The following is a 12,944-nucleotide window of genomic DNA, read 5'->3' as shown; positions in this document are numbered from 1 at the left end:
GACGGAAGCCCCGACTGAAGCCCCGACTGAAGCCCCAACCGAGGCTCCGACGGAAGCTCCGACTGAAGCCCCAACGGAAGCCCCAACGGAAGCCCCAACGGAAGCACCTACCGAGGCTCCAACCGAAGCCCCGACTGAGGCTCCGACCGAGGCACCTACTGAGGCGCCCACGGAAGCACCAACTGAGGCTCCGACGGAAGCGCCTACCGAGGCACCAACCGAGGCACCAACCGAGGCTCCAACGGAAGCGCCTACTGAAGCTCCGACGGAAGCCCCTACTGAGGCACCGACGGAAGCACCTACCGAGGCTCCAACCGAAGCCCCGACTGAGGCACCTACGGAAGCCCCAACAGAGGCGCCCACGGAAGCTCCGACAGAAGCGCCTACCGAGGCACCGACTGAGGCTCCAACGGAAGCGCCGACAGAAGCTCCGACGGAAGCACCGACCGAGGCTCCTACTGAGGTGCCCACGGAAGCCCCGACCGAGGCCCCAACTGAGGCTCCCACGGAAGCACCGACGGAAGCTCCAACAGAGGCTCCTACGGAAGCGCCGACAGAAGCTCCAACCGAAGTGCCTACCGAGGCTCCGACGGAAGCGCCGACCGAGGCCCCAACAGAGGCGCCTACGGAAGCACCTACCGAGGTCCCAACTGAGGCACCCACGGAAGCGCCTACCGAAGCTCCAACTGAGGCCCCGACGGAAGCGCCGACCGAGGCTCCTACTGAGGCTCCGACGGAAGCGCCTACCGAGGCACCGACCGAAGCTCCTACAGAAGCTCCAACCGAGGCGCCGACGGAAGCGCCTACTGAAGCTCCGACCGAAGCCCCGACTGAGGCACCTACGGAAGCTCCGACAGAGGCCCCAACTGAGGCGCCCACGGAAGCTCCGACTGAAGCGCCTACCGAGGCACCAACTGAGGCTCCAACGGAAGCCCCGACAGAGGCGCCTACTGAGGCGCCCACGGAAGCTCCGACTGAAGCGCCTACCGAGGCACCGACTGAGGCTCCAACGGAAGCGCCTACTGAAGCTCCGACGGAAGCACCTACCGAAGCCCCGACTGAGGCGCCTACTGAAGCTCCGACCGAAGCCCCTACCGAGGCTCCAACGGAGGCCCCAACTGAGGCCCCAACTGAGGCTCCAACGGAGGCGCCTACTGAAGCTCCCACCGAAGCACCGACAGAGGCTCCGACGACTCCGCCTGGAAATCCTCCGGAAGTGACCATCTCGCTGGAGGAAGAGTCGCGCCGTACGGAAATCATCTATACCAAGGGCGACTCCTCCATCACGGTGGGTGACGGTGGCGTGGTCGTGGACGGCATGGGCAAGACAACGGTGACTGCCGTGACCTATGACATGGGTGTAGGCACCCAGTCCCATGCAGTGGTCATCAACCAGGTGGGCTACAACCACACCACGGTGAAGGGGACGACCAATGTGGTGGGCACCTGGGATCAGGCCAACCAGAAGCCGGTGGACATCCTGGTGCTGCCCAAGCCGCTGGACCAGTACGACCTGTCGGGCCTGGTCTATCAAGGCGGAAGCTGGAAGGGCACGATCAAGGACAAGTCGTCGCCAGACACCTTGTCGCTGACGCTGGACCGTTTTGCCGGCATTGTCTTTGGCGACGGCCAGACCATCGATGGCGGCATGCCTGGGTTTGAACAGCACCTGACCGATCAGGTGACGCTGGACCTGGATGCCCTGCTGACGCAAGGTGATGCAGGCGATGCAATGTCCGATGTGGAGGTGCGTGGCCTGGGCGATGCCAAGGTGGTTTCGATCGAACACAACGGCAAGACCCTGGTTGAAGGCACGGACTACACCTTGCACGATGGCGTGCTGACCTTGCACAACCCGGGCGGCGTGAGCCTGGCCGATGTGAAGATCACGCTGGACGTGCCGCATGGCAGCCCGGCGCTGGACCTGACGGCGGATGTGTCGGCCTCGGGCAAATACGGCAGCGACACCGCATCGGATGATCTGACCGTGGCAGTCCCTGCCGTGGTGGTGCCGGAAGTGCCGGAGGTGCCCGGCGATCCGGACCCGGTGGTCAATGCACCCGAGGTGCAGCTGGAGATCACTGCGCACAATGTCGCCAAGGATCCGCTGGAAGGCACGACGGCCGTCAACGGCGGTGCCAAGGACCCCAGTGGCAATGGCTTCAACCTGGATGCTGCCGGCAACGTGGTGGCCGTGGGCTTCAATGTGCGGGTGTGGGGAACCTATTCCACCAGGGGTGTCGATGGCACGGGCAAGACGCCGATCAACGACTTTGACTCCAACGGCGATGGCAAGAACGACATCCTCGTCTACAAGAACGGTGCGTTCAGCGAGGCCCAGTACGGTGAAAACCTGATCCGCATTGGCTACGACACCAACGGCCAGGCCAACACCAACTCCGCCGCTGCCGACAAGACCGACCTGTTCCTGCTGCACAGCAGCAGCGGTACCTGGTCGGGCAATGGCAATGTCTCGGATGGCGAGTACGGCTCCTGGCGTGCGTTCAACAACTTCACGGGCAACAACGGAGCCAAGGGTTCGACGGCACCAGACTATGCGATCCTGATTGGGGACGCCGCCTCTGGCGCCAAGATCAACACGCCGACGGCCAACAACGCCAGCACCCAGGTCAATGTGCTGGAAAGCCTGAACATCTCCACCAGCACTGGCAAGCAAGTGGGCCAGGGCATGAACAAGGTGGAAGGTGTCTTCGCTGGTGGCCAGCTGGTGGTGAACACCCCGGGCCACACGGATGTGAGCAAGCTGACCACGGTGCCCGTCACGGCTGATGCGGCCGAGTACATCGTGACCATCACCGCCACCTTGGCGGATGTGGATGGCAGCGGTGAAGTGCTGTCGCAGCATCTGACCCTGGAAGGCATTCCTGCCGGGGCCAAGGTGGTCTACAACGGTGTGGAAGTCGCGGTGGTCGATGGCAAGGTCCACATTGACGGCGTGCTGGCGGACAACGGCCAGTCTGTGCATGCGCAGCTGACCATCACGGGGGCCAAGGATGCCGACTTCACGCTGACCGCGCATGCGCAGTCTGCGGATGCGCACGATGCATCGGCCACGGCCGATGGCCATGACGCCTCCAGCGTGGTGGCCGGTGCCGACGCAGCGGACACACTGCTGGGTTCCGACGACGATGACCTGCTGTTTGGCGGTGCCGGTAACGACAAGCTGGAGGGCGGCAAGGGCGACGACCACCTGTATGGCGGTAAAGGCAACGATACGTTGCTGGGCGGTGATGGCGACGATACCTTTGTCTGGCTGAAGGGCGACGAAGGCACGGCCAAAGCGCCGGCGGTGGATACCGTCCAGGACTTCGGCAACGGCAAGGATGTGCTGGACCTGAGCGATCTGCTGCAGGGCGAGAACAAGTCCAACCTCAGCGATTACCTGGGCGCCTCCACCGAAACGGTGAACGGCAAGTCGACGACGGTGCTGAACATCTCGACCACAGGTCATCTGGCCAGCGAAGGTGCCAACCAGAAGATCGTGCTGGAAGGGCAGAACTACGACACCACCGACCAGGCCAAGCTGGTGCAGGACCTGATCAGCCAGGGCAAGCTGCACGTGGATCTGTAAAGCCAGGCGCCGGCGCTCGTGTGCTGCAAGGTGTACGGGCGCTGCCACCACCAGAGCTGCTTGTGCCTACGGGCACAGGCAGCTCTTTTTTGTGTGGGCTGCCATGGCACCGCGGGCGCGCCGCTGCCTTGATGGCCTGGCCTTTTCTGCTTGGCTGCAGCGAGTGGGGCAAGGCATGAGGCCGTGGCGCTTGGTGGCAGAACCCGTATCGGTGAAAATCGCATGGGGCTGAGGTATTCAGCAGATAAAAGCCACGCGGTCAAAATTTTTATGAATGATTCGGAATGAGTCAGAACCGGTTGTCCGAAGCAGAATATAGAGAAGCGGTCGCCCAAGATGCTTTGAATCACAAAGCCTGGTATGGCCTTGGCTTGTGCCTGAAAGACATGAAGCGCTACCAGGAAGCTTCGGATGCCATCTTGGCAGCGATGCGCATCCAGGAAGACAATTTTTATTACCGGAATGTGCTGGTGTCCACGTTGTGGCTGGCAGGGAAAGAAGACGAGGCGGTGAGACAGGGCTATTTGTGCCTGGCGCTGAAAGACCGTATTGCGGTAGATAAATTCCAGAGCTCTGCCTATGCTGATTTTTCAGTCAGAAGCAGGCATCCGCTGTTTGACTATAAAAAAAAGAAAAGCAATATCATCGCTTTTTCCTTGTGGGGGGATGATCCGGTTTACGTCACCGGTGCATTGATCAATGCACAGCTGATACCGCATATGTATGACGGCTGGACCGCCAGATTCTATTGCGATGCATCGGTGCCGCCCCAGGCGCTGGATGCCTTGAGAAAGCTGGATGCCCAGGTGGTGATGATCGAGGATGAACGCCTGAAGAAATTCCGCTCCATGTGGCGGTTTCTGGTGATGGATGATCCGGGTGTGGAGTATTTTCTGTGTCGGGATACTGATTCACGGGTGAATGTGCAGGAAGTCGTTGCGGTGCAGGAATGGCTGCATTCGGACAAGAAGTTCCACATCATGCGTGACCATCCCTACCATGTGGAGCTTATCTTGGCCGGCATGTGGGGTGGGGTGGCCGGGGTGCTGCCAAATATCCAGGAGATATTGCTGGAGAGTGGCAAATATGGGAACAATCCACTATTCGACCAGGTATTTTTGATGGAAGTGGTCTGGCCGCTGATCAAGCAGGATGTGCTGGTCCATGACAGCTACTATGCGTTCCCGGATGGCAAGGATTTTCCAAAAGCGTTTCGCTTGCCTCCCGGCAGGCATGTGGGGGGCGGCATCAAAAAAATACCCGAGAATCAGCAGAATTTCTTCAAGGATTTCTATATGAAATGAGCGGAAACTCCAGGCGCAGGATGTCTGGAATTTCCAATCGATGCAGCAGATTTCCCTGTCGCTGCATTCCGCGCTGAATGCGTGGATCCCGCAGGCTCAGCGCGTTGCCACCACTTTGCCCATCAGCAGGCGGAAGGGCAGCAGCAGGCACACCCCCAGCACCAGCTTCACGCCCAGATCGCCCAGTGCCCAGGTGACCCAGGGCAGTTCTTCCCCGGCAAAGCCCACGCTCCAGAAGATGGCGGTATCCAGGCAGGCGGCCAGCACGGTGGCAATCAGCGGCGCGCGCCACCAGCGGCTGTGGCGCAGGCGGTCAAACACGGTGATGTCCAGCATCTGCGAGCAGGCGAACGCCAGGCCCGAGGCCATCGCAATGCGCGGTGGTGCCAGGACCAGGGAGGCGGCCACGGCCACGGCAAAACCCACCCAGGCCACGCGCCGCGCCTGCACCGGGCCAAAGCCGCGGTTGACCAGTTCGCTGACCAGAAAGGCAAACGGGTAGGTGATGGCGCCCCAGGTCAGCCAGTCGTTGATGGCGTACTGCACCAGGATGTTGGACGACAGCACGACCACCACCATGGCCGCGATGGCGATCAGCAGCGGGGTGCGGGAGGCAACGGTGGGGTGGTGGTTCATATGCAGAAATCCATGGCACTGCGCGCAGTCACCGGCCTGCGCAACCGGTACGGCCCCTTTGCAGAGGCCGCGAGGAGGGGCCTCCCTGCGCCGTGGTGCCCATCCCCTTGAGAGGGGTGGCGCACCACGCGGCAGGGGGCGTTCAATGTACTTACGCCGCGCCGCCCGAACTGCGGATGCCGGACGACGGCAGCTCCAGTCCCAGCATGGCGCAGGCCACGGCCTCACCCACCTTCACGCCGTCCACACCGGCCGACAGAATGCCGCCGGCGTAGCTGGCGCCTTCACCGGCCGGGTACAGGCCGCGCGTGTTCTCGCTCTGGAAATCGGCGCCGCGGCCGATCTTCACCGGCGAGGAGGTGCGTGTTTCCACGCCGGTCAGCACCGCATCGGGCATGTCGTAGCCGCGGATCTTCTTGCCGAAGGCGGGCAGGGCTTCGCGCATGGCTTCGATGGCGTAGGCGGGCAGGGCATGGTGCAGATTGGTCAGGTGGATGCCGGGCTTGTACGAGGGCTCCACGCTGCCGAATTCCCTGGATTCGGTGCCGGCCACAAAGTCACCCACCAGCTGGCCGGGGGCGCTGTAGTTGCGTCCTCCCAGCAGGAAGGCCTTGGACTCCAGTTGGCGCTGGAAGACGATGCCGGACAGCGGGTGAAACTGGCCTTCCGCCAGGTCTTCCACGCCATAGGTCTTGCCGTCGAAGGCCCAGGCAAAGCTTTTGGCATCGCGCGGGAAGTCTTCGGGGTTGATGGCGCAGACCATGCCGGCGTTGGCATTGCGCTCGGCGCGCGAGTACTGGCTCATGCCGTTGGTGACCACACGTTCGGGTTCGCTGGTGGCTGCCACCACGGTGCCGCCCGGGCACATGCAGAAGCTGTAGACCGCACGGCCGTTGGCCGCGTGGTGCACCAGCTTGTAGTCGGCCGCGCCCAGCAGGGGGTGGCCGGCATCCTTGCCCCAGCGGGCCTGGTCGATGATGCTTTGCGGATGTTCGATGCGAAAGCCGATCGAGAACGGCTTGGCTTCCATGGCCACCCCGCGCTCGTAGAACATGGCAAAGGTGTCGCGCGAGCTGTGGCCCAGGGCCATCACGGCGTGCTGCGTGGGCAGGGCATAGCTTTCGCCAGTGGCCTGGTTCAGCACCTGCAGGGCCGTCAGCTGGCGTTGTGCACCTTCGCCGTCAATCTGCACATCGGTCACGCGCTGCTCAAAGCGGATCTCGCCGCCCAGGCGGATGATTTCCTCGCGGATGCCTTCCACCACCTTGACCAGCTTGAAGGTGCCGATGTGGGGATGGGCGGCGTAGAGGATTTCTTCCGGTGCGCCGTGCTGCACAAACTCGGTCATCACCTTGCGGCCCAGGTGGCGCGGGTCCTTGATCTGGCTGTAGAGCTTGCCATCGGAGAAGGTGCCGGCGCCGCCTTCGCCAAACTGCACATTGGACTCGGGTGTCAGTTCGCGCTGGCGCCACAGGCGCCAGGTGTCTTTGGTGCGCTCGCGCACTTCCTTGCCGCGTTCCAGCACGATGGGGCGGAACCCCATCTGTGCCAGCACCAGGGCGGCAAAAATGCCGCAAGGGCCAAAACCCACCACCACCGGGCGTTCGCTGTCGGCCAGCGTGGCAGGGGCTGCGCCCACGGGTTTCCACGCCATGTCCGGCGTGGGGTTCACATGGGACTGGTCGGCAAACCGGGCCAGCAGGGCGGCTTCCTGCGCCGGATCGGCCAGGGTGATGTCGGCGATATAGACCGCCAGCAGCGCGCTCTTGCGGGCGTCAAAACTGCGCTTGTGCACATGCAGCCGGGCAATGGCGCTGGCGGGGATGCCCAGACGCTCGGCCGCCAGGGCGGTCAGCTTGGCGATGGGCTGGTATTCGGTGTGGTTCTCGGGGTGGTATTCCACTGCCGAGAGGGGGAGTTTGAGTTCTGCAATCCGGATCATGGCTTGTACCTATCAAGCAAGGGCCTGGATGGTACGGTAAAGCACGCCCATGCAGGGGGCGCGCGCGTGGTGGCCTTGGAGCAGGCTCGGGAACGGAGCGGTGGCAGCGCTGTTTTTTATAGCGTTCCATGCAGGTACCACAGGTACCACAGGTACCACAGGTACCACAGGTACCACAGGTACCACAGGTACCACAGGCACCACAGGTACCACAGGCACCACAGGCACCACAGACGCAACCGGCATCCGCGGGCTGTGGGCCGGTTGAGAGGGAAGGCCGGCGCACGGTGTAGCCCCTGCGCCGCAAGCCTAGATCACCAGCCGCGAATGGCCCACGCCGCCACCCTTTTCCACGCGGATCTGGGCGGGGATGCGTTCCTTCAGCGCTTCGACGTGGCTGATGATGCCGATCATCTTGCCGCTGGCGTTCAGGGCATCCAGTGCGGTCAGCGCCACTTCCAGCGTGTCGCCGTCCAGCGTGCCAAAGCCTTCGTCCAGGAACAGCGAGTCGATCGAGGTCTTGTGGCTGACCAGATCGGACAGTGCCAGGGCCAGCGCCAGGCTGACCAGGAAGGCCTCGCCGCCCGAGAGCGTGCGCGTGTCGCGTGCCACATCGCCTTGCCAGCTGTCCACGATGTCCAGTTCCAGCTCGCCTGTGGTCTTGCGGCGCAGCAGGTAGCGGCCATGCAGCCGGGAGAGGTGCCGGTTGGCCAGGTGCAGCAGGTGGTCCAGCGTCAGACCCTGGGCGAATTTGCGGAACTTGTCGCCCCTGGCCGAACCGATCAGCCCATCCAGGCGTTGCCAGAGGTCGCTGTCTTCGGCCAGCACCGTCATCTGCTGCAGCAGGGCCTGCTGGCCCTGGTGGCGCCGTGCATCGTCATCCAGCCGGGCGCGGGTGGCGCCCATCTGTTCGCTGAGGGCGGTGCGCTGCGCTTCCAGTGCCTGCAGCTGCGCGGCCAGGGTCTCGGGCGCGGCATCGGTCAGTGCCTGGCTGTGCAGCTGCTGGTGGCGTTGCAGCGCCTCGGCATGGAGCGTGGTGGCGCGTTGCAACCCGGTGTGCAGTTGCTGCTGCAGGGCGGTCAGGCGCTCCACCTCGGCGGAGGGCAGCAGGGCCTGGGCATAGGCCGCTGCATCGGCAAACGGGCTGGATGCCAGGGCCTGCGTCCATTCCGATGTGGCCTGCGCGGCGTCGTCGCCTTGCTGAGCCAGCGTGGCCTGTAGCTGGCGGATCTGGCCATCCAGCGTGGCCATTTGCTGGCGCTGCTGTTCCAAGGCCTGCACGCAGGCTGCCAGCTCGCCGGGCAGGGCGGTGGCTGCCGGTGCGGGAGCGGCCAGGGATGGCTGCAGCTGCTGCCAGCGGCCCTGCCACAGCGCGGCATCCTGCTGGGCGCTGGCGCTCAGGTGCTGCTGCAGATCGCGCTGGTGCACCGTGTCCTGCCATTGGCTGTGCTGGCTTTGCCAGGTCTGCCATTCCGTCTGGCGGGCCTGCAGCCAGGCTAGGTGGTCGCTATCGGGCGGCAAGGGGTAGCCGGCGGCTTCGACGACGGTGCGCAAGGCCTGGGCCAGCGTGGCGGCCTCCGCTTCCAGGGTCTGGGCCGCCTGGGTGCTGCGCTGCTGCTGGGCCGCTGCGTCGCATTGGGCCTGCTGCAGGCTGTCCAGCCGGTGCTGTGCGGCTTGCAGCCCTTGCAAGGCCTGCTGGCTGGCATCTTTGGCGGACTGCAGCGTTTGCTCGCCCGCCTCGGCGGCTTGCAGGGCCTGGGACAGCGCTTCCAGTTGCGCCGCGGCGTGGGTGCGGGCATCGGCCAGCGCCTCGGGCTGTTGCCAGGCGTTGGCGGCGGGGGACGGCTGCAGGCCGGCGCACAGTGCCGTCCATTGCGCCTCCCAGCCGGGGATACGGGCGGCCAGTTCATCGCGCTGCGCCTGCAGCGCGGCATGCCGGGCCTGGTGGGCGGCATGGGCGCTGGCCTGCTGTTCGCCCTCTGCCTGCAATGCATCCAGCGTGGCGCGGGCCTGTTGCAGCGCGGTCTGGGTGGCCGAGAGGTCCAGCGCTGCGTAGGCTGCAATGGCCGGGTGTTCGACGGCACCGCACAGCGGGCAGGCCTCTCCGGGTTGCAGTGCATGGCGGTGGGCTTCCAGGCTTTGGATGCGCTGCTCCTGTTCCAGCAGCTTCTGCTTGTCGGCTACCCGCTCTTTTTGCTGCTTGTATTGGGCGCGCAAATGGGCCAACGCCTGCGTCTGTTGCGCGGCATGTTCGGTGCTGGTCTGCTGTGCTTCTTCGGTTTGAGTTTGCTGCAGGGCCCATTGGCGGCGCTGGGCCGCGTGGGCTTCCAGCTGCTGCCTGGCATGTTGCAACTGCTGCGCCGCTTGCCACTGGGCACGCAACTGGGGCAGGCTGCCGCCGTGCGGTGCCAGGCGCTGCGCCTGGGCGTGCTGCGCCTGTGCGGCAGCCGCGCTGGCCTGCTGGTGCGCCAGCCCGGCTGCGGCCACTTCTCCGTGCTGTGCCGCAGTGTCTTGCTGCAGTTGGGCGCACCGGGTGGTGGCATGGCGCAGTTCCAGCTGTTGCGCGGCATGTTGCTGCTGTACGTGGCGCTGCTGTTCCAGCTGCTGTTGCCAGCCACTGAGCCGTTCACCCAGCTGCGCAAAACGCGCGTGTTCCGTGCGCCAGTGCTGCAGGGCAGCTTCTTGCGCCTGCAGCGATTGCAGTGCGTGCTGTGCGGACTGGGCTGTGCGGTCGGCCAGCACATGCGCCTGGTGGTGCAACTGCAACTGCCGCAGTTGGGTGCTGTCCTGCGCGGACTGCAGTTGCTGCAGCTGGGCGGCACTGCCTTGCTGCAGGGCCTGGGCATGCTGCCAGCGCTGGTGCAGCGGCTGCAGGGCCTGGGCGGGGGCATGGTGCTGCAAGCGTTGCAGCTGCGGGGCGGCGGCATCCAGGGCCTGCTGGGCGGCGGTGTGTGCCAGGCCGCTTTGCTCGGCATCGTGTGCGGCCTGTGCCGTTTGCTGGTGCCAGCGTTGCAGGGCCAGGGTGGCGCTGTGATCGCCCTGCACCTGGGCCAGCTCGCCTTGCAGGCGGTCGCTGTCCTGCTGCAGCTGGGCGCGTGCCTCGCTGGAGAGCAATTGCATGCCATCGATCTGGGCCTGGGCCTTGTCCAGCTGCTGGCGTGCGTCGCGGGCGCGTTCAAACACGGCTTGCGATATCTGTCCGTAGATTTCGGTGCCGGTCAGTTCTTCCAGCAATTCGGCGCGTTCATTGGCCGTTGCCTGCAAAAAGGCCGCAAAGCCGCCCTGGGCCAGGAGCATGGACTTGGTGAAGCGCGCAAAGTCCAGACCGGTGAGCTGTGCAATCTGCCGCAGCTTGTCGCCGCTTTGGCTGCTGAGGATGTGACCGTCTGCCACCCGGGCCAATTCCACCTTGGGGGCCTGCAACGCACCCTGGGCTTTGTCGCGGGCGCGGCGCTGGCTCCAGAAGGCGCGGTAGACGGTGCCCTGGACTTCGAATTCCACTTCGGCCAGGCAGTCGGCGGTGTGGCGCGTCATCAGATCGTTGCTGCCGGCGCTGATGGTGGCCAGGCGCGGGGTCTGGTGGTACAGCGCCAGGCAGATGGCATCCAGCAGCGTGGACTTGCCTGCACCCGTGGCGCCGGTGATGGCGAACAGGCTGTTGTCGGCAAACGGTGCGGCGGTGAAGTCGATCTGCCACTCACCGTGCAGCGAGTTCAGGTTCTTGAGCCGCAGCTTGAGGATCTTCATGCCGCACCTCCTGGGGCATCTTCTGCCGCTTCTCCTGCCGCATTTGTGAGGCGCTCCACCACCTGGCGGTAGCGTGCGGTCAGCGCCTGCTGCAGCGGAGGCTCCAGCGTTTCCTGCGCCAGGCGGCGGGCAAAGACTTCCTGCGGGCTGAGTTCATCCAGCGATTCGCTGGCGTCGGCCGTGAGCTGGGCAGTCGCAGTGCCGCGCTGGCGCCTGATGCGCAGCAGGTGCACGGGCAAACCTTCCAGCAGTGCCTGCACCCGGGGCGCCAGATCGGTCAGGTAATCGTCTTCCTCGATGGTGACTTCCAGCCAGACCGGGCGTTCCGGGGTGGCGCTGGCAGCGAGGGCCTGCAGGGCGCTGGGCAATTCCGCCAGGGTGCCGCGCACCGATGCCAGGGGCTGGAACACCGGCACCGGCAGGGGGGTGACGGCCTGCAGGCCGGCTTCATTCAGATCGACCAGCAGCACCTGCTTGGTCTGGCGTGCCTCGTCAAAGCCCAGGGCAATGGGGGAGCCGCAATAACGGATGTGTTCCAGTCCGCCGACTTTCTGCGGCTGGTGGATATGGCCCAGCGCAATGTAGTCGGCCGCCGGGAAGGCGGTGGTGGGGAAGGCTTCCAGCGATCCCACATAGATTTCGCGCACCGATTCGCTGCTGCTGGCGCCCACGGTGGTCAGGTGGCCGGTGGCTACGATGGGCAGCTTGCGTCCCAGCGATTGCTGCAGCGCCGTCTGCTGTGCCACGGCGGCGTCATACACCTGCTGGTAGGTGGTCAGGATGGCCGTCTGCAGTGCCTGCTGTTTGTCCTGGGCGCTTTGCGCCGCCTGGCTGTGGACCACATCACGCGGGCGGATGAAGGGCAGGGCGCAGACGATGCAACCGGGTTCTACCGGCTGGCCGCGCAGCGGCAATGTGACCACATGCCCGGACGCCTCGCCCACAGCGGCAATCACCCGGGTACCCAGGTAGGCCAGCAGGTCCTGGCTTTCGCCCAGCACGCTGACGGAGTCGTGGTTACCGCCCAGCAGCAGCAGGGCCACGCCAGCCCGGTGCAGGCGGGCGATGAGCTGGTTGTACAGCTCGCGCGCATAGCTGGGGGGGGCGCCGGTGTCGAAGATGTCGCCTGCAATCACCACCGCGTCCACCGCATGCGCTTCCACCTGGACCAGCAGCCAATCCACCAGCGCACTGTGCTCGGCCTGGCGGCTTTGGCCCATGAAGTGCTGGCCCAGATGCCAGTCGGAGGTGTGAAGCAGTCGCATGCGAAAAGGAATGGAAGACGTGACAGGGGCGGCGCAGCTAGTGCCGCCGAACACGCCATGGTAGCGATTGCCCGGGGCGGTGCTGCGAGGCTGGTCGTTGGCAGCTTGCCAGGCCGGCTGTTGGTAGGAATGTCGTTGGATATGACATTCTTTTTGGGAATAACTGGTCGGTCGCTCGGGATGCGCCAGATGGTGCTTGGGGCACCTGAGCGGGGTGCGTGAAGGTGTGGTCCAAATACGCAATAAAGAGAAGGTTTTATGCAGATTGCTGTATTTTCAGTGCTTTCTGAAAATAAAAAATACATTTGAATTCAAATGCTTGTATTGCATTTGCAAGATTTTATTTTCGAGATACCTGTCGGTAATATTTTGTTTTGCAGCCTGCTGCCTACAGGCGCTGCAACCCTCTGCAGGAAACAGTCAGGCTTCCTAGAATCATTCTGGTATCGATTGAATGA

General features: G+C 64.3%; 6 protein-coding genes. 2 read left to right on the top strand and 4 right to left on the bottom strand.

The features are described from left to right. The first annotated feature begins 1,216 nt into the window (after window positions 1-1,216). The gene (locus tag QM470_RS06210; protein ID WP_283338559.1) at window positions 1,217-3,592 is read left to right on the top strand and encodes a calcium-binding protein; all 2,376 of its coding nucleotides are present in this window, start codon (window positions 1,217-1,219) and stop codon (window positions 3,590-3,592) included. Window positions 3,593-3,876: 284 nt separating this feature from the next. Continuing rightward, window positions 3,877-4,896: a hypothetical protein gene (locus tag QM470_RS06205; RefSeq protein WP_283338558.1), complete on the top strand. Its 1,020-nt coding sequence runs from the start codon at window positions 3,877-3,879 to the stop codon at window positions 4,894-4,896. A gap of 96 nt (window positions 4,897-4,992) precedes the next feature. On the opposite strand, the gene QM470_RS06200 is transcribed toward QM470_RS06205, so the two are convergent. From QM470_RS06200 to sbcD, 4 genes are all read right to left on the bottom strand, one after another. After that, a complete protein-coding gene (locus tag QM470_RS06200; protein WP_283338557.1) occupies window positions 4,993-5,532 on the bottom strand; it encodes a VUT family protein in 540 nt (179 codons plus the stop codon). A 151-nt stretch (window positions 5,533-5,683) separates the two neighbouring features. Further along, window positions 5,684-7,474 (bottom strand): NAD(P)/FAD-dependent oxidoreductase, encoded by a 1,791-nt coding sequence (locus QM470_RS06195; RefSeq protein ID WP_218333509.1) that lies wholly within the window; start codon window positions 7,472-7,474, stop codon window positions 5,684-5,686. 309 nt (window positions 7,475-7,783) lie between these two features. Continuing rightward, window positions 7,784-11,221, bottom strand: coding sequence for an AAA family ATPase (locus QM470_RS06190; protein WP_283338556.1), 3,438 nt, complete (start codon window positions 11,219-11,221; stop codon window positions 7,784-7,786). After that, window positions 11,218-12,486, bottom strand: a complete 1,269-nt coding sequence (gene sbcD, locus QM470_RS06185; protein ID WP_283338555.1) for an exonuclease subunit SbcD — start codon at window positions 12,484-12,486, stop codon at window positions 11,218-11,220. The genes QM470_RS06190 and sbcD overlap by 4 nt, the downstream gene beginning before the upstream one ends. Between the last annotated feature and the right edge of the window lie 458 nt (window positions 12,487-12,944).

The sequence above is a fragment of the Comamonas sp. 17RB genome (assembly GCF_030056555.1).
Lineage (GTDB): Bacteria > Pseudomonadota > Gammaproteobacteria > Burkholderiales > Burkholderiaceae_C > Comamonas > Comamonas terrigena.
This window is presented reverse-complemented; position numbering and strand designations above follow the sequence as displayed.

Bases quoted from the DNA above. Each gene is read 5' to 3' on its own strand.
- sbcD (WP_283338555.1), bottom strand. From the start codon at position 12,486: ATGCGACTGCTTCACACCTCCGACTGGCATCTGGGCCAGCACTTCATG.
- QM470_RS06205 (WP_283338558.1), top strand. From the start codon at position 3,877: ATGAGTCAGAACCGGTTGTCCGAAGCAGAATATAGAGAAGCGGTCGCC.
- QM470_RS06190 (WP_283338556.1), bottom strand. From the start codon at position 11,221: ATGAAGATCCTCAAGCTGCGGCTCAAGAACCTGAACTCGCTGCACGGT.
- QM470_RS06200 (WP_283338557.1), bottom strand. From the start codon at position 5,532: ATGAACCACCACCCCACCGTTGCCTCCCGCACCCCGCTGCTGATCGCC.
- QM470_RS06195 (WP_218333509.1), bottom strand. From the start codon at position 7,474: ATGATCCGGATTGCAGAACTCAAACTCCCCCTCTCGGCAGTGGAATAC.